Source organism: Actinokineospora sp. HUAS TT18, assembly GCF_051364635.1.
GTDB lineage: Bacteria > Actinomycetota > Actinomycetes > Mycobacteriales > Pseudonocardiaceae > Actinokineospora.
Genome location: NZ_CP195645.1, coordinates 4,231,504 through 4,247,617 on the forward strand (window position 1 = coordinate 4,231,504; position 16,114 = coordinate 4,247,617).

Genomic DNA, 16,114 nt, shown 5'->3' on the forward strand with positions numbered 1-16,114 from the left:
GCAGCATCGGGTGCGGCCCCACACCGCCCCCAACCGCGCGGCGCACGCAGGCAGCCCACAGCAGCGGAAGTGACCCCTTTCGTTGCGTGCGGGCTCAAACGCTGTTGAGAGCCCGCGCGATGTCTCCCGGACACCGCCACACCCCCGTCTTCACCCCATCCCACGACAACGTCCGCGACAATGGACCAATGTCCACCCCGGATCCCCCGCAACGCCTGGTCGGCGGCCGCTACCGGCTCCGCTCCGTCCTGGGCCAGGGCTCCATGGGCACCGTCTGGGCCGCCTACGACGAGCACCTCCACCGCCCCGTGGCCGTCAAACAGGTCCGCCTCGACCCCGGCATCCCGCAACGTGAGGCCGACGAGCTCCGCGAGCGCACACTTCGGGAGGCCAGGGCCATCGCCGTGGTCTCCCATCCCAACGTGATCACCCTGCACGACGTGGTCCGTGAGGACGGCGAGCCGTTCGTCGTCATGGAGTTCCTGCCCGCCGTCAGCCTGGCGCAGGTCCTGCGTGCCAACGGCCCCCTTGACGCCGCCCAGGCCGCGGTCGTCGGCGACGCGATCGCCGCCGGGTTGCAGGCCGCGCACGACGCCGGGATCACGCATCGGGACGTCAAACCCGGGAACGTGCTGGTCACCACCGACGGCCGGGTCAAGCTGACCGACTTCGGCATCGCCCGCAACGTCGCCGAGCGCACGCTCACCCGGACCGGGATCATGCTCGGCTCGCCCGCCTACATCGCCCCCGAGGTGGCCTCCGGCTCCGAGGTCTCCCCCGACGCCGACCTGTGGGGCCTCGGCGCCACGCTCTACGCCGCCGTCGAGGGCCGGGCGCCCTATGACCCGGAGGGCGCGGTGCTCGACATCGTCTCCGAGGTCGTGCACGGCGAGATCCCCGAACCGACGGTCGACGGCCCGCTGCGTGAGGTGATCACCGCCCTCATGGTGCGCGACCCGGCCGCGCGGATGCCGCTGCGGACGGTCCGGGAGCGGCTGCACGCGCTCCAGCCCGGCCCGGGCACCAAGGTGTTCGCCGACCTGCGCACCGAACTCCCCCAGCCGACCGACCCCACGGTCGTCGAGGAGGCCGAGCCCTCCGACCCGACCGCACCCGTCCCGGTCGACCAGGTGTCCTCCGCGAGCGCGCCGCTGGCCCCGGCGCCCGGGCCGCTGCCGTTCATGGAGCCCGAGCCGACCCGCGCGAAGTCCTCGTGGGCGGTGGTGGCGGCCGGGGCCGCGGCGGTCGTGCTGTTCGCCGCGGCGGCGGTCGGCGGGTTCGCGCTGACCAGGTTCGTCGGCGGGCAGCAGGTCGGCCCGCAGTCCCACACCCAGGTCTCGCAGGCCTCCGCCCCGGTGCGCGACGTCGAGGTCCGCACGGCCGACGCGTCGACGCTGGCGGGCGAGCAGGGCGGCGGGTTCTCCCTGCCGGTGCCGAGCGACTGGGTGAAGTTCGTCGAGCAGCGGGTCACCAAGACGCTGCCCAACAGCACGCGGGTGCACTGGGTGGCGCCGGACGGCACGTCGGAGCTGGTGGTCGAGCGGTTCCCCGCCTTCTACCCGGACCACACAGTCGACGAGTTCCTGACCGTGCTCGCCCAGCGCGCGCCCGGGTATCGGCTGGTCGGCAGCACCCCGATCGGCTCGGGCACCCCCGAGCCAGGCACCCAGGTGACCTACCGGACCGTCGACGTCGCCGACGACGCGCTCGGCAGGCCACCGGCGAGCGACCTCAACCGGGCGACATTCGCCAACGTCCTGCCGTCGGAGACCGACCTGTGGGTGGTGAGCCTGACCGTGCCGATCGAGCAGGAGGACTCCGGCAAGCGCGGGCTGTTCACCCGCACTGTGCCGGAGTTCAAGGTCATCAGCTGAGGAACGGCGGGTTGAACGCGCACGGCAGGGGCTTGGCGTTCGCCGGGTCGAGCGCGTTGAGCATGATCTGGCCCGCGCGCCTGCTGGTCACCGTGGTGATGTGGTCGCTGAGGTCGAGCGCGCAGCCGTCGCTGACGCGGATGTTCGTCGCGCCGGGGAGGGTGCCGCTGCTGTTGGGCAGCACGATCTGCTCCACCGCGCCCTGGATGTTGGTGTAGGTCACGCCGGGGACGGCGGCCGACCCGCCCGCGTTCAGCTCGGTGATGAACGGCGAGCCGCCGTAGTACTCCTTGCAGGCGGTGCACGCGGTCTCAAGCACCCAGTTGAGGATCGGCCCCAATTGCTGGGCCAGCCAGGTCAGGCCGTAGAGGCTGGTGCCCGCGTAGTTGGGCGAGAAGCCGACGAGCTGGTCGGCCTTGGCCGCGCCGCCAAGCTTCTTGAGGTAGTACGCGGCGACGGTGGTCCCCTCGGAGTGCCCGACGAGCGCGACCTTGCTCGCGCCGGTCGTCCGCAGGACCTTGTCGACCAGCGCGGACAGCTCGGCGGCGCTCGTGCGCATCGACTCCAGGCCGCCGACGGACGGCAGCCACCAGTGGTTGCCGAAGGTCAGGGAGAACACGCAGTAGCCGTTGTTCGCCAGCAGCGGGGCCATCGTCGACCAGTTGAGGCCCTGGTTGCCGCCGAGGCCGTGCAACAGGATCACCGGCTGCGGGTGTGCCGCGGACGGGCGACAGGTCCAGATGTTCGACCCGGGCGGGGCCGCGTTCGGGTCGAGGCCCGAGCTCGGGTTGGCGAAGAACCCGCCGACGAACGAGTACGGGACGGGGTACTGGGTGGTCTGCGCGGCGGCCGGGGCGGTCGTGGCGATCAGCAGGGCCGCGACGAGCAGGGCGACTTTTCGGAACACAGGGACTCCAATGCGGTTGTTTACCGATGGTTCACAGTGTCGAAGCGTCGCGACTCGACTTCTACTGGACGTTCAGCCAGGATTTGACGTGATGGTTTGTTATTCGTAACAGTGAGGTGCCTGGTGGCTCTGCGCATCAACGGCGTCGCGGTGCACGAGCTGATCCGCGCGGGCCTGCCCGCCATGGGCCGGTCGGTGATCGCGACGATCCTGGAGAAGGTGGCGTTCTACGAGCAGCTGCCCGCAGAGGCGCTCGCGGGCGACATCCACGCCGTGGTCGACAACAACCTCCGCCTGGTCGCCGACCTCGCCCGCGACGAACGCCTGCCCCACCCCGCCGAACTGACCTGGTTCGCCGAGTCCGCCACCCGACGCGCGGAGGAGGGCGTGCCATTGGAGATGGTGCTGCACGCCTACCACGTCGGCGCCCACGAGGCGTGGCGCGTCATCACCGCCGACGCCCGCCCGACCGACATCGACGACCTGCGGGCGGTGACGGACCTGCTGTTCAGCTACTCGCGCGCGGTGATCGAGGCGGTGACCGTCGCCTATGTGGCGGAACTGCGGTCGAGCCACAACGAGGAGCAGAGCGTCCGCCACACCCTGCTGTCGGCGCTGTTGGCAGGCGACCCCACCGAGGACGCCGCGCGCCAGGCCGGAATGACACTGCCCACCGAGTACACGGTCCTCACGGTCGCGATCGGCCCGCACGCCGACGAGGAGCCTGGCGGGGTCAGCGCCACCATCGCCGCCCGCCGCAAACTCCGCCGAGCCCAAGCGGAACTCAACAGGCTCGCGGGCGACCGGGCGCTCGCCCTGCTCGACCCGACCGGCGGCACCATCCTCCTCCCGGGCGACAAGGACCTCGCACCGCTGGTCACCGCGATGTCGACAGCCGCGGGCGCCGACATCACCGCCGCGACCGCCACCGCCACACCCGCCGAGGTCTCCCAGACGGCGGCCCACACCCGCGAGGTGCTGGACGTGGCCCGGGCGAGTGGACGGCCACCGGGCCTGTACCGACTGGCTGACGTGCTGCTCGACTACCAACTCAGCCGAACGACACCCGCGAGCCGGGCACTGGCCGCGCTGCTGGAACCGTTGGCGCGCAACGAGGATCTGCTGCCGACGCTGGAACTGCACCTGGCAAACGAACTAAACCGCAAGCTGACAGCGCGAATGCTGCACATCCACCCGAACACAGTGGACTACAGATTGCGCCGCATCACCGCGCTCACGGGCCTGGACCCGGCCGTCCCATCCCAACTCCCCCTGCTGGCCGCCGCTCTAGCCGCCCGCAGGGCCGCTCGAATGTAGAACCAGCGGCAGTACCACCACCCAAACAGCACCCCAACAGATCCGGCCGGAGTCACCCCGGGTAACGCTTCCCGGATTCCGCCGCCTGCGCCAGCCTCCGCAGCGCACCAACAGCCGAGTCCCCCAGGATGGTGCCGACCACGACGCTCTCCAGCACCCGGTCGACCTCCGCCTCCCCCTCCACATAGTCCAAATCCACCGCCGCGATCAGCTCGCACGCCTCCGCGTACCGCCGCATCCCCGCGATGATCCGCTCGTGCCCGATCGCCCGGGCCGCCGTGAACACCGCCGCCAGCGAAGCCGCCGACGGATGCTTGACGTTGCAGTCCCAGCCCAGCGCGTCGATCAGCTCCCCGACCTCCGCCAGCGCGTCCGGATCGACGTCGGCGGGCGGATCGACCAACGCCTTCGACACCGCGCCCATCAGCTCGTCGATGTTGTCCACAGGTGAGTCGACCTTCGCCAGCACCTCGCGCACAGACGCCACGGACAACCCGCCGATGTCGATCATCGCCCGGACCAGGCGCAGCCTGCGCACGTGGTCTTCGCCGTATTGCGCCTGGTTGGGGCTGGTGCGCTCGCCCGGCGGGAGCATGCCTTCCCGCAGATAGAACTTGATCGTCGGCACAGCGACGCCGCTGCGCTTGCTCAGTTCCGCGATTCGCACCCAAACCTCCTCTTGCCATCCGGCCCGACCAGATGGATAGTAGACCTATCGGATAGTGGAGAGTGACACTATCCATCCATGCAGGGGGTAAACATGAAGACCAAAGCGCTCGACTGGCACCGCCCGCTCATGCTCTTCTCCTTAGCCATGGCCGGCGTCGCCGTCCTCTCGCTCATCGGCCTCATCGTGGACGACCGGGTCCTCGTCGGCGCGCCGCTGTGGCTCAAGCCGTTCAAGTTCGCCGTCTCGTTCATCCTCTACAGCGTCACCTGGGCCTGGCTGATGTCCCTGCACCCGCGCCGTCCGCGCTGGCTGCACCACACCGGCACCGTCCTGGTCGGCGCCGGGGTGATCGAGATGGTGATCATCGCCGGGCAGGCCATGCGCGGCAAGCGCAGCCACTTCAACACCGAGACCGCCTTCGACGCCATCCTGTTCCAGGTCATGGGCCTGACCGTCGTCGTGCTCTGGGTAGCCACGCTCGTCGCGTCGATCTCGCTGGCCAGGACCCGCTACGCGCCGCGTGAGCTGACCGTGGCCATCAACATCGGCATGGCCGTCTCGCTCGCGGGCATGCTCATCGGCGCGGTCATGTCCAGCCAGCAGACCGGTGACGACAGCATCGCGGGCGCGCACACGGTCGGCGCGCCCGACGGCGGCCCGATCATGCCGATCACCGGCTGGAGCACGACCGCGGGCGACCTGCGCGTCGGCCACTTCGTCGGCATCCACGCCCTGCAGGCCCTCCCGCTGCTCGCCCTGCTGGTCACGCTCCTTGCCGCCCGCTACGCCGTCCTCGCCGACGAGCGCGTCCGCGCCCGCCTCGCCTGGACCGCGGGCGGTGTCTACACCGGACTCTTCGCGCTCGTCACCTGGCAGGCCCTCCGCGGCCAGTCCATCGTCCAGCCCGACGGCGTCACGCTGCTCGGGTTCGCCGCGCTCGCCGCAGCCGGGCTCGCGGGCGTCGTCTGGGCGCGGGCGGCCCACACCGAGGTCCGAGAGCCGGTGGCGGTGTGACGTCGCTGCTGTTCGACCTCGCGTTCTGGGTCACCGTCCCGTTCTGGGCGCTGATGGTCTTCGCCCCGCGCTGGTCGTGGACGCACCGGATCGTGTCGTCGCCGTGGATCGTCCTGCCGACCCTGGTCGTCTGGGCGGTCCTCGCGGCACCCCTGTTCCCCGAGCTGTGGTCAGCGGTCACCACGCCGTCGGAGGCGAAGCTGCGGGCCTTCGTCGAGCAGGACGGCGCGGTGGCGCTGATCTGGGCGCAGATCATCGCGTGGGACCTGTTCATCGGCCGGTGGATGTACCTGGAGTCACGGCGCCTGGACATCCATCCGCTGATCATGGGACCCCTGCTCGTGTTCACGATCCTGTTGTCCCCGATCGGGTTGCCCGTGTTCCTCGTGCTCCGGGCGAGCAAGCGCGCGTAGGCTCGCCCGAGTGACCGCTATCGACATCGACACCGACCCCAAGGCCTTCGCCGAGCAGGCGGCGCAAGCGCTTGCCGCGCGCACGGGCGTCGACCAGCACGACATCGCGCTCGTCCTCGGCTCCGGCTGGAAGCCCGCCGCCGACGCACTCGGCGACCTGGTCGCCGAGGTGCCGATGGCCGACCTGCCCGGCTTCCTCGCCCCGACCGTCGCCGGGCACGGCGGCACGATCCGGTCGGTGCGCGTCGGCGACAAGCACGCGCTGATCGTCCTGGGCCGCACGCACCTCTACGAGGGCCACCCGATCGCCCGCGTGGTCCACGGCGTGCGAACGGCCGCCGCGGCGGGTGTCCGGTCGGTCGTGCTGACGAACGCGGCGGGCTGCATGATCGAGGGCGCCCGCGTCGGGCAGGCGGTGATGATCAGCGACCACCTCAACCTGACGGCGCGGTCGCCGCTGGTCGGCGCCGAGTTCGTCGACCTGACCGACCTGTACTCGCCCCGCATGCGCGCGATCGCCAAGGAGATCGACCCGACGCTGATCGAGTCGGTCTACGCGGGCCTGCCCGGTCCGCACTTCGAGACCCCAGCCGAGATCAACATGCTCCGGGTGATGGGCGCGGGCCTGGTCGGCATGTCGACGGTCCTGGAGGCCATCGCGGCGCGCGCGCTCGGCGTCGAGGTGTTCGGGCTGTCGCTGGTCACGAACCTGGCCGCGGGCATCACCGGCGAGCCGCTCAACCACGAAGAGGTCCTGGAGGCCGGTCGGGTCGCGGCGAGTTCGATGGGCTCCCTGCTGCGCGAGCTGGTCATCCGCTCGTGACCAGGCTGACCTCCGAGCTGCGCGACCGCGCGTTCCGCTGGATCGCCGACGACCCCGACCCCGAGACCAAGCTGGAGCTGCAGAAGGTCGTCGCCGCGGCGATGGGCGGCGACCCGGCCGCGGTGGACGAGGTCGCCGACCGGATGGCGGGCACGCTGGAGTTCGGCACGGCGGGCCTGCGCGGCCCGGTGCGCGCGGGCTCCAACGGGATGAACCGCGCGGTCGTCATCCGCACCACGGCGGGCCTGGCGGCGTGGCTGCGGGCGCAGGGCCACGCGGGTGGCATCGTCGTGGTCGGCCGCGACGCGCGTCGCGGCTCGGAGGACTTCCACAGGGACGCCGCCGGGGTGCTGGCGGCGGCCGGGTTCGACGTGCGGGTGCTGCCGCAGCCGCTGCCGACCCCGGTGCTGGCGTTCGCGGTGCGCGACTTCAACGCGATCGCGGGCGTGCAGATCACCGCGTCGCACAATCCGCCCGCCGACAACGGCTACAAGCTCTATGTGGACGCGGGAGCGCAGATCGTGCCGCCCGCCGACCGGCAGATCGAGGCGGCCGTCACCACCAGCCCGCCCGCGGTGTCGGTGCCGCGCACGGAGACCTGGACGAAACTGGGCGACGAGGTCCTCCAGCGCTACCTCGCCCACGTGGCGACCCTGCCGCGCGGCACGGCCCGTGAGCTGCGTGTCGCCGCGACCGCGCTGCACGGCGTCGGCGCCGGACCGCTGGCGCTGGCGCTGAACCAGGCCGGTTTCGTCGATGTCCGGATGGTCGCCGAGCAGGCCCAGCCCGACGCCGACTTCCCCACCGTGCCGTTCCCCAACCCGGAGGAGCCGGGCGCCACCGACCTGCTGCTGGCCAAGGCCGCCGACGTCGATGCCGACCTGGCCATCGCCCTGGACCCCGACGCCGACCGCTGCTCCGTCGGCGTCCGCGAACGCGACGGCTCATGGCGCATGCTGCTGGGCGACGAGGTCGGGGCGCTGCTCGGTCAGCATGTTTTGTCCACTTTGGATCGGGTCGCGCACCCGGACCCGTTGGTGGCCAACACGATCGTGTCGTCGTCCATGCTGAAGTCGATCGCCGCGGCGGCCGACGTGCGCTACGACGCGACGCTGACCGGCTTCAAGTGGCTGGTCCGCGCGGGCGACGGCCACGGCACCGGCCTGGTCTACGCCTACGAGGAAGCCCTCGGCCACTGCGTCGACCCGGACTCGGTGCGCGACAAGGACGGTATCTCCGCGGCCGTCGTCGTCTGCGACCTGGCGGCCACCCTGCGCGCCGCGGGCCGCACCCTGCTCGACGCGCTCGACGACCTCGCCGTGGCGCACGGGCTGCACCTGACCAGGCAGGTTTCGTTGCGGGTCACCGATCTGGCCCGAATCAGCACCCTGATGACGGCACTGCGCGTGGAGCCGCCCGCGGAGTTGGCAGGCGTGCCGGTCGAACTGGAGGACCTGCTGCCGAAGGCGGACGTGCTGCGGTTCACCGGGGCGGGTGTGCGGGTCATCGTCCGTCCATCGGGGACGGAACCGAAGATCAAGGCGTACTTGGAGGTCGTGGAACCGGTGCCGTCACTGGACTCCCTGCCCGACATCCGCCGCCGCGCCACCGGCAACCTTGACGCCCTGGCCGACGAGGTGGCGGGACTGCTGCGCTAGCCGGAACGGTCGACACCAGCCGACTCTGGCAGAGTGGGAGACCGTGCCCAGGCTGCTGATCGTCCACCACACCCCGTCCCCCGCGCTGCAGGCGATGTTCGAGGCCGTGGTGTCCGGCGCGAGCGACCCCGAGTTGGCGGGCGTCGAAGTCGTCCGCGAGCCCGCGCTCGGCGCGACAGCCGCCGACGTGCTCGCCGCCGACGGGGTCGTGCTCGGCACCCCGGCCAACATCGGCTACATGAGCGGTGCGCTGAAGCACTTCTTCGACACCGTCTACTACCCCTGCCTCGACGCGGGCCGCGGCACGCCGTTCGGGTTCTACGTCCACGGCAACGAGGGCACAGAGGGCGCGGTGGCGAGCATCCGGACTGTGGCGAAGGGCATGGGTTGGGCGCAAGCGGCTGAGCCGGTGGTGGTCATGGGGCCGCCGACGAAGGCCGATCTGGAGCGCTGCTGGGAACTCGGCGCGACCGTGGCGGCGGGCTTGCTGTAGATCACGCAGCGAGTCGGGAGAACTACTTTCCGCTTTACCTGGCCGATACGGAAACGGAACCGTTGCTCCGAGCGATGGCGGAGACGATGCCGACATTCGCCCATTCGGAGGTAACCCCCATGGCCACACGCGCGCGCAAGAGGGCAATGACGGTCCTGACCTGCGCGGCGGTAGTCGCCACCGCCACGTCGGTCCCCGCATCGGCGGCCAACCCGATTACCTTCGCCCCGCGGGTCGACTACTCGACCGGCAACCACCCCGAAGCCGTGATCGACGCCGATCTCAACGGGGACGGCAGACCAGACCTGGTGACCGCCGACCGCTACCAGTGGGAGCTGTCCGTGCTGCTCGGCACGGGTGGTGGCGCCTTCGGGGCGCGGATCGCGGTGAACCCCGGCGAGGAGCCGACCGGCCTGGCCGCCGCCGACTTCAACGCCGACGGCAAGGCCGACCTCGCGGTGACGATCGCGGGCAACGTGGCCATCCTGATCGGCAACGGGAACGGCACGTTCGCCCCCGCGGCCAAGTTCCCGGTGAGCGGCGGCTCCGAAGGCATCGCCGCGGGCGACCTCAACGGCGACGGCAGGGCCGACGTCGTCACCAGCAGGCCAGACGGTGTCACCGTGCTGCTCGGCGCGGGCGACGGCACCCTCGGCGCGCCGACCGACTACGCCGCGGGCGGCTACTCGCGCGGTGTGGTGCTCGCCGACCTCGACTCCGACACCAAGCCCGACATCGCGACCGGCGGGTTCTTCAACGGCACCGTCTCGGTCCTGCGCGGCAACGGCGACGGCACCTTCGCCCCGGCCACCCAGTTCCCCACGGGCGCCAACCCGATCGACGTCGCCGCGGGCGACTTCAACGGCGACGGCAAGACCGACCTGGCCACCGCCAACTACGGCGACGGGACCTTCGCGGTGCTGCTCGGCGCGGGCAACGGCACGTTCGGCGCCCCCGTCAGCCAGGGCGTCGGCCCGAACCCGTTCGGCGTCGCGGTCGCCGACCTCGACATGGACGGCGACCACGACCTCGCCGTCGCGATCGCGGGCGCGGACTCGGTGGCCGTCCTCGGCAACGGCAACGGCACGTTCGCCCCCGCCACCACCCTGCCGACCGGCACCACCCCGACCGAGGTCCACGCCGCCGACGTCGACGTCGACGCCCGCCCGGACCTGGTCACCACCAACCGGTTCGCCGACGGTGTCTCGGTCCTGCGCAACACCACGGTCCCCGACTTCGCCGACGTGGCCGTCACGATGACCGCCACCCCGCGCTTCGGCCTGCTGGTGCCCGCGCTGGAGTACACGATCTCGGTGCGCAACAACGGCCCCGACACCCTGGACACGGCCACCATCACCGCGGCGCTGCCCGCCCGCACCACCGTCGTGCCCGGCCCGGGCTGCACCGTCGCGAACCGGGTGCTGACCTGCACCATCGCCCCGATGGCCATGGGCGCGAGCACCACCAAGACCTTCCGCATCCCGGTCGGCCTGCTGACCATCACCACCTACAAGATCACCGCCACCCGCGCGGCGAGCCTGCCAGCGGACCCGACGGCGAGCAACGACAGCGCCACCGTCACGTGCTCGGTCATCGGGATCGTCGCGGCCACCTGCAACTGACCCGACAAGCCGGCCGCCCCACCGAATCTCGGTGGGGCGGCCGCACCATGTCACGGCACACTGTGGACCATGGACATCCACGAACTGAGCCAACGGATCCAGCGCGGCGAGCGCGTCAGGTTCCTCTTCTTCTGGGGCCATCAGCCTGAGCGTGCCGGCCGCACGGGGAAGGGCTGCCTGAGCCAATGGTGGCCAGCTCAGTTCACTGTGGACGGACAGACCTTCGCCACGGCCGAGCACTACATGATGTGGCGCAAGGCCGTCCTGTTCGACGACCCGACCACCGCCGAACAGATCCTGCGCGCGCCCCACCCGCGGCGAGCGAAGGAACTGGGCCGCGGCGTGCGGGGATTCGACGAAGGCGTTTGGGTTGAGCAGCGGTTCGACATCGTCGTGGCGGGCTGCGTGGCCAAGTTCGGACAGCACGCGGACTTGCGTGAGTTCCTGGTCAGCACGGGTGATCGGGTACTGGTGGAGGCCAGCCCGGTCGACCCGGTGTGGGGAATCGGCCTGGCCGCCGACGATCCACGAGCCCAGGATCCCGCTCAGTGGCTCGGGTCGAACCTGCTCGGTTTCGCCCTGACCGCCGCCAGAGCGACCCTCACCACCTAGCCGTTGGTGGTGGCCAGCGACTCCGGGAAGTACCGGTCCCCGGCCACCGACGGCACCGCCGCCTCCAACGCCGCGATGTCGCCCTCGGTCAGCGTCACATCCAGCGCCGCCAGGTTCTCCGCCAGGTACGTGCGCCGCTTGGTGCCCGGGATCGGCACCACGTCCGCGCCCCTGCTGTGCACCCAGGCCAGCGCCAACTGCCCCGCCGTCACCCCACGCTCGGCCGCGAGCGCGCGCAGGACCTCCGCGATGGCCAGGTTGGCCTCGAAGTTGCCCTCGGTGAACCGCGGCTGGAACTTCTCCCGGAAGTCCCCTTCCGGCAGGTCGTCCCGCGAGGCGAAGCGCCCGGTCAGGAACCCCCGCCCCAGCGGCGAGTACGGCACCAGCCCGATCCCCAGCTCCCGAGCCGTGGGCACGACCTCGGCCTCGATGTCCCGGGACCACAGCGACCACTCCGACTGCACGGCCGTGATCGGGTGCACCGCGTCGGCCCGCCGGATCGTGTCCGCGCTCGCCTCGGACAGGCCCAGGTACCGAACCTTCCCTTCCTCGACCAGCGAAGCCATCGCCCCGACGGTCTCCTCGATCGGCGTCGACGGGTCGACTCGGTGCTGGTAGTACAGGTCGATGTGGTCGACCCCGAGCCGCCGGAGCGACGCCTCGCAGGCTGACCGGACGTAGGCCGCGTCGCCGCGGATGCCGCGGGTCAGCGGGTCGGACGGGTCGCGCACGATGCCGAACTTCGTGGCCAGGACGACCGAGTCGCGGCGGTCGGCGATGGCCTTGCCGACCAGCACCTCGTTGGTGTGCGGCCCGTACATGTCCGCCGTGTCCAACAGGGTCACCCCGGAGTCCAGCGCCTGGTGGATCGTGGCGATCGACTCCGCGTCGTCGGCCTTGCCGTAGAACTCGCTCATTCCCATGCAGCCCAGGCCCTGGGCGCCGACGCGCAGGTCGCGCAACAGCCGGGTGGTCATGCGGAAGCCTCCTGAGTGCGCATGATGCGCTCATAGTTGTCGATCTTGTAGTCGAGCGACGCCAGCGACGACTGGAGTTCGGCGATGCGGGCACGCACATCGGCGCGGTGCTTCTCCAGGATCGCCTTGCGCGGCGCGGCGGTGACCGGGCCCTGCCTGCACAGCCGGGCGTACTCCCGCATCAGCTGGATCGGCATGCCGGTCGTGCGCAGCTTGGTGAGGAACGACAGCCACGCCATGTCGTCGTCGGAGTAGGCGCGTCTGCCCGCCGAGTCGCGCGCGGGCGGGGCGATCAGCTCGATGCGTTCGTAGTACCTGAGGGTGTCGATCGACAGCCCACTGCGGTGGGCCGCCTCGGCGATCGGGTAGGTCACGCCACCGACCGTAGGACCTGGAGCGCGCTCCAGGTCAACTACAAATCGCTCTCCTTGGGCAAAGCCCACGCTTCCAGGTGTTCGGCCATCTTCGGCACCTCCAGCGCGCCGCGGCCGATTTCCCGGACCAGGTCGAGCGCCTGATCGGTGTCGGCGTCGATCCACCAGCCGTTGAGGTCGCAGAAGGTCACCACGGCCACCCAGCCCAGCCGCCAGTTCCCCTCGGCGAGGGGACGCGAGCGCACGATCGAGTCGAGCAGCGCCGCGGCCTTCAGCCAGAGCGTGTCGTAGGCCTCCACGCCGAGGACGGTGGCGCGCGGCCGGTGGGCGGCGGAGTCGAGCAGGCCGAGATCGCGGACCACCAGGTCGCCACCGGTCACCGCGGCGGCGAGGACGAGCAGGTCGCTGGCGTCGAGATAGGTCGTCACCGGCCGGGTCACACCGTGCCGATGCGGTCGAGCAGGCCGCGGTAGCGCGGCAGGACACGGCCGAGCACCTCGCCGAGCTGCTCCTCCTTGTGCAGCCTGGCCCACCGGTCGGCCAGGGCCAGGCGGAGGATCTCCTGCTTGGAGCGCCCTTCGGCGGCGGCGAGCTCGTCGAGCCGCGCGTTCTCCTCGTCGGTCAGTCGCAAGGTCATCGCCATACCGTCGATGGTACCACCGTGATACCAATAACTCTGTTACGAAACCCGCTCGCGGTACGCTATGGCGTGCCCAGACCGAAGACCCACGACGAGGCGCTCCGGGTCCGCCTGCTCGACCGGGCCGGTGAACTGCTCTCCACCCAGGGCGCCTCGGCATTGAGCCTGCGCAAACTGGCCGCCGACGCCGACACGTCCACCACCGCGGTCTACTCCCTCTTCGGCGGCAAGCCCGCGCTCGTCCGCGAGCTCTACGTCGAGGCGTTCGACCGCCTCGGCCGCCGCCTGCACGCCGTCACCCCCACCGGCGAACCCCGCGAGGACCTCGTCCACCTCGGCCTCGCCTACCGCGAGAGCGCCCTCGCCGACCCGCACCTCTACGCCATCATGTTCGGCGACGCGGTCCCCGGCTTCGAACCCGACGAGGAAGCCCACGCACTCGCCCTCTCCGCGCTCGCCCCGCTGCAGAAGACAATCACCGTCGGCGTCGAGACGGGCGTGTTCACCGGCCCGGCCAATGACATGACGATGGCCTGCTGGGCGATCGTGCACGGCTTCGTTTCCCTCGAACTGACCGGCGCCCTGCCGTCGGAATTAGCCGTGGCGTCGTCCTACGAGACGGCGCTGCGCAATAACCTCGTCGGCTGGCTGGCCTAAACCGCGCCGTATTGGCGGTCGCCCGCGTCGCCGAGGCCGGGGACGATGAAGCCCGAGTCGTTGAGCCGCTCGTCCACGCTGGCGGTCACCAGGCGCACCGGCAGGCCGGACTGGCCCAGGTGCTCGACGCCCTCCGGGGCGGCCAGGGCACACAGCGCGGTGACGTCGGTGGCGCCGCGGTCGACCAGGAGCTTGATCGTGTAGACCATCGAGCCGCCGGTGGCGAGCATCGGGTCGAGGACGAACACCGGACGGTCGGACAGGTCGGCGGGCAGCGACTCCATGTACGGGGTCGGCTGCAGCGTCTCCTCGTCGCGCGCGAGGCCGACGAAGCCCATCTGGGCGTCGGGGATGAGCTTGTGGGCCTGGTCGGCCATGCCGAGACCGGCCCGCAGCACCGGCACCAGCAGCGGCGGGTTGGCCAGCCAGTGGCCGTCCGTCCTGGCGACCGGGGTGTGGATGCGCTCGCTGCGCAGCGGCGCCCCGCGCATGGCCTCGTAGGTGAGCATCACCGTCAGCTCGTGCAGCGCGGCGCGGAAGTTCGCGCTGTCGGTGCGCGCGTCGCGCATGACGGTGAGGCGGGCCATGGCGAGGGGGTGGTCGACGACCAGCACATCCATGGGCGACACGGTAGCGGCTGATGCCGAATTTCACGATACGGACCCCGGGTCCCGTTCACCTGGCCGCCATAAACCCAGCTCGAATGCGCAGAACCATTAATTACCGGCAATCGGGAAATACCGGCGATCCCGGGAATGCGAATCTGACTTAGCGTCGAACGCAGCGAACACGGCAAGGATTCAGCGAGGGCCTGTGTTCGACATTCCAGAGGGAGTCGGAAGAATGCGTATTCGTCGGACATTGTCAGCCGCCGTCGCGGTGACGGTCGCGGTGGTCGGCCTCGCCGGGACGGCCCAGGCCGCCGAGGGGACCGTGCTGGCCGCGACCGGTACCGCGGTCGACGGCTCGTACGTCGTGGTGTTCAAGGACGGCCGGACCGCGGCCGCCCGCGGCGCGGTCACCCACACCTACACGAGCGCCCTGCGCGGCTACGCCACCCGCCTGACCGAGCGGGAGGCACGCGAACTCGCCGCCGACCCGGCGGTGGCCTACGTGCGGCAGGACGAGGTCGTCACCATCCAGGGCACCCAGCCGAACCCGCCGTCGTGGGGGCTCGACCGCATCGACCAGCGGGCGCTGCCGCTCGACCGGTCCTACACCTACCCCACCGACGGCACCGGCGTCACCGCCTACGTCGTCGACACCGGCGTGCGGATCAGCCACAGCGAGTTCGGCGGCCGGGCCCGCAACGGCTACGACGCCGTCGACAACGACTCGGTCGCCCAGGACGGCAACGGCCACGGCACGCACGTGGCGGGCACCATCGGCGGCACCACGTACGGCGTGGCGAAGAAGGTCAGCATCGTGGCGGTCCGGGTGCTCAACGACTCCGGCAGCGGCACCCTCGCGGGCGTCGTCGCCGGTATCGACTGGGTGACCAGGGACGCGGCGGGCAAGAAGGCCGTGGCGAACCTGAGCCTCGGCGGCGGCGCCAACACCAGCATCGACACCGCCGTGCGCAACTCCATCCGCGCGGGCGTCACCTACGGCGTCGCGGCGGGCAACTCCAACACGAACGCCAACACGTTCTCCCCGGCGCGCGTCACCGAGGCGATCACGGTGGCGGCCTCGACCAGCGCCGACGCGCGCGCCTCGTTCTCCAACTACGGCTCGGTCATCGACCTCTTCGCGCCCGGCCAGGACATCACGTCGGCGTGGAACAACAGCGACACCGGCACCCGCACCATCAGCGGCACCTCGATGGCGGCACCGCACGTCACCGGCGCCGCCGCGCTCTACCTGTCCGGCGCGTCCGGCTCGCCGCAGCAGGTCCGCGACGCGCTTGTGGCGAAGGCCACCAAGGGCGCGGTCAGCAACCTGAAGGGCAGCCCGAACAACCTGCTCTACGTCCGATAACCACCAGCGGTGCCCCCGGTGGACAGCCCGCCGGGGGCACTGCGCTATGCGTCATTCCTTTGGCCCACGCCACCCGTTAGGGTGAG

At 71.0% G+C, this 16,114-nt stretch carries 18 protein-coding genes; 11 read left to right on the plus strand and 7 right to left on the minus strand.

Features of this window, described 5'->3' with window-relative positions; translation table 11 throughout:
* The first annotated feature begins 188 nt into the window (after positions 1–188).
* Complete coding sequence (locus ACSHT8_RS18970; RefSeq protein ID WP_436492193.1) at positions 189–1,874, plus strand: serine/threonine-protein kinase; 1,686 nt, start codon at positions 189–191, stop codon at positions 1,872–1,874.
* Here the strand turns inward: ACSHT8_RS18970 and ACSHT8_RS18975 are convergent.
* Positions 1,867–2,781: an esterase/lipase family protein gene (locus tag ACSHT8_RS18975; protein WP_436492194.1), complete on the minus strand. Its 915-nt coding sequence runs from the start codon at positions 2,779–2,781 to the stop codon at positions 1,867–1,869. The two genes, ACSHT8_RS18970 and ACSHT8_RS18975, sit on opposite strands and share 8 nt — an antisense overlap.
* Positions 2,782–2,904: 123 nt before the next feature.
* On the opposite strand from ACSHT8_RS18975, the gene ACSHT8_RS18980 reads away from it, so the two are divergent.
* Positions 2,905–4,098 (plus strand): PucR family transcriptional regulator, encoded by a 1,194-nt coding sequence (locus ACSHT8_RS18980; RefSeq protein ID WP_436492195.1) that lies wholly within the window; start codon positions 2,905–2,907, stop codon positions 4,096–4,098.
* Positions 4,099–4,150: 52 nt separating this feature from the next.
* On the opposite strand, the gene ACSHT8_RS18985 is transcribed toward ACSHT8_RS18980, so the two are convergent.
* Complete coding sequence (locus ACSHT8_RS18985) at positions 4,151–4,765, minus strand: MerR family transcriptional regulator (protein ID WP_436492196.1); 615 nt, start codon at positions 4,763–4,765, stop codon at positions 4,151–4,153.
* A 93-nt stretch (positions 4,766–4,858) separates the two neighbouring features.
* Between ACSHT8_RS18985 and ACSHT8_RS18990 the strand changes: the two genes are divergently transcribed.
* From ACSHT8_RS18990 to ACSHT8_RS19020, 7 genes are all read left to right on the plus strand, one after another.
* Positions 4,859–5,782 (plus strand): hypothetical protein, encoded by a 924-nt coding sequence (locus ACSHT8_RS18990; protein ID WP_436492197.1) that lies wholly within the window; start codon positions 4,859–4,861, stop codon positions 5,780–5,782.
* Entirely contained in the window at positions 5,779–6,195 is a 417-nt protein-coding gene (locus ACSHT8_RS18995) for an ABA4-like family protein (RefSeq protein ID WP_436492198.1), read from the plus strand. The genes ACSHT8_RS18990 and ACSHT8_RS18995 overlap by 4 nt, the downstream gene beginning before the upstream one ends.
* A gap of 10 nt (positions 6,196–6,205) precedes the next feature.
* Positions 6,206–7,018 (plus strand): purine-nucleoside phosphorylase, encoded by an 813-nt coding sequence (locus ACSHT8_RS19000; protein WP_436492199.1) that lies wholly within the window; start codon positions 6,206–6,208, stop codon positions 7,016–7,018.
* On the plus strand, positions 7,015–8,676 hold the full coding sequence (locus tag ACSHT8_RS19005) for a phospho-sugar mutase (protein WP_436492201.1): 1,662 nt from the start codon (positions 7,015–7,017) through the stop codon (positions 8,674–8,676). Before ACSHT8_RS19000 ends, ACSHT8_RS19005 begins: the two co-directional genes overlap by 4 nt.
* A 43-nt stretch (positions 8,677–8,719) precedes the next feature.
* On the plus strand, positions 8,720–9,169 hold the full coding sequence (locus tag ACSHT8_RS19010; protein WP_436492202.1) for a flavodoxin family protein: 450 nt from the start codon (positions 8,720–8,722) through the stop codon (positions 9,167–9,169).
* 119 nt (positions 9,170–9,288) lie between these two features.
* The gene (locus tag ACSHT8_RS19015; protein ID WP_436492203.1) at positions 9,289–10,791 is read left to right on the plus strand and encodes an FG-GAP-like repeat-containing protein; all 1,503 of its coding nucleotides are present in this window, start codon (positions 9,289–9,291) and stop codon (positions 10,789–10,791) included.
* A 69-nt stretch (positions 10,792–10,860) separates the two neighbouring features.
* Complete coding sequence (locus ACSHT8_RS19020) at positions 10,861–11,403, plus strand: NADAR family protein (protein WP_436492204.1); 543 nt, start codon at positions 10,861–10,863, stop codon at positions 11,401–11,403.
* Here ACSHT8_RS19020 and ACSHT8_RS19025 read toward each other — a convergent pair.
* Genes ACSHT8_RS19025 through ACSHT8_RS19040 form a run of 4 tightly spaced genes read right to left on the minus strand, consistent with a single transcriptional unit; the run spans position 11,400 to position 13,391 of the window.
* On the minus strand, positions 11,400–12,380 hold the full coding sequence (locus ACSHT8_RS19025) for an aldo/keto reductase (protein ID WP_436492206.1): 981 nt from the start codon (positions 12,378–12,380) through the stop codon (positions 11,400–11,402). The genes ACSHT8_RS19020 and ACSHT8_RS19025 overlap by 4 nt on opposite strands.
* Positions 12,377–12,754, minus strand: a complete 378-nt coding sequence (locus ACSHT8_RS19030) for a MerR family transcriptional regulator (RefSeq protein WP_436492207.1) — start codon at positions 12,752–12,754, stop codon at positions 12,377–12,379. The genes ACSHT8_RS19025 and ACSHT8_RS19030 overlap by 4 nt, the downstream gene beginning before the upstream one ends.
* A 38-nt stretch (positions 12,755–12,792) precedes the next feature.
* Positions 12,793–13,182 (minus strand): type II toxin-antitoxin system death-on-curing family toxin, encoded by a 390-nt coding sequence (locus ACSHT8_RS19035; RefSeq protein WP_436492208.1) that lies wholly within the window; start codon positions 13,180–13,182, stop codon positions 12,793–12,795.
* Between the two features lie 8 nt (positions 13,183–13,190).
* On the minus strand, positions 13,191–13,391 hold the full coding sequence (locus tag ACSHT8_RS19040; RefSeq protein WP_436492209.1) for a ribbon-helix-helix protein, CopG family: 201 nt from the start codon (positions 13,389–13,391) through the stop codon (positions 13,191–13,193).
* Positions 13,392–13,463: 72 nt separating this feature from the next.
* On the opposite strand from ACSHT8_RS19040, the gene ACSHT8_RS19045 reads away from it, so the two are divergent.
* Positions 13,464–14,051, plus strand: a complete 588-nt coding sequence (locus ACSHT8_RS19045; RefSeq protein ID WP_436492211.1) for a TetR/AcrR family transcriptional regulator — start codon at positions 13,464–13,466, stop codon at positions 14,049–14,051.
* Here the strand turns inward: ACSHT8_RS19045 and upp are convergent.
* A complete protein-coding gene (gene upp / locus ACSHT8_RS19050) occupies positions 14,048–14,671 on the minus strand; it encodes a uracil phosphoribosyltransferase (RefSeq protein ID WP_436492212.1) in 624 nt (207 codons plus the stop codon). The genes ACSHT8_RS19045 and upp overlap by 4 nt on opposite strands.
* Before the next feature lie 223 nt (positions 14,672–14,894).
* On the opposite strand from upp, the gene ACSHT8_RS19055 reads away from it, so the two are divergent.
* Complete coding sequence (locus ACSHT8_RS19055) at positions 14,895–16,028, plus strand: S8 family peptidase (RefSeq protein ID WP_436492213.1); 1,134 nt, start codon at positions 14,895–14,897, stop codon at positions 16,026–16,028.
* The last annotated feature ends 86 nt before the right edge of the window (positions 16,029–16,114 follow it).

Bases quoted from the DNA above. Each gene is read 5' to 3' on its own strand.
- ACSHT8_RS18970 (WP_436492193.1), top strand. From the start codon at position 189: ATGTCCACCCCGGATCCCCCGCAACGCCTGGTCGGCGGCCGCTACCGG.
- ACSHT8_RS18990 (WP_436492197.1), top strand. From the start codon at position 4,859: ATGAAGACCAAAGCGCTCGACTGGCACCGCCCGCTCATGCTCTTCTCC.
- ACSHT8_RS19015 (WP_436492203.1), top strand. From the start codon at position 9,289: ATGGCCACACGCGCGCGCAAGAGGGCAATGACGGTCCTGACCTGCGCG.
- ACSHT8_RS19020 (WP_436492204.1), top strand. From the start codon at position 10,861: ATGGACATCCACGAACTGAGCCAACGGATCCAGCGCGGCGAGCGCGTC.
- ACSHT8_RS19025 (WP_436492206.1), bottom strand. From the start codon at position 12,380: ATGACCACCCGGCTGTTGCGCGACCTGCGCGTCGGCGCCCAGGGCCTG.
- ACSHT8_RS19040 (WP_436492209.1), bottom strand. From the start codon at position 13,391: ATGACCTTGCGACTGACCGACGAGGAGAACGCGCGGCTCGACGAGCTC.
- upp (WP_436492212.1), bottom strand. From the start codon at position 14,671: ATGGATGTGCTGGTCGTCGACCACCCCCTCGCCATGGCCCGCCTCACC.
- ACSHT8_RS19055 (WP_436492213.1), top strand. From the start codon at position 14,895: ATGCGTATTCGTCGGACATTGTCAGCCGCCGTCGCGGTGACGGTCGCG.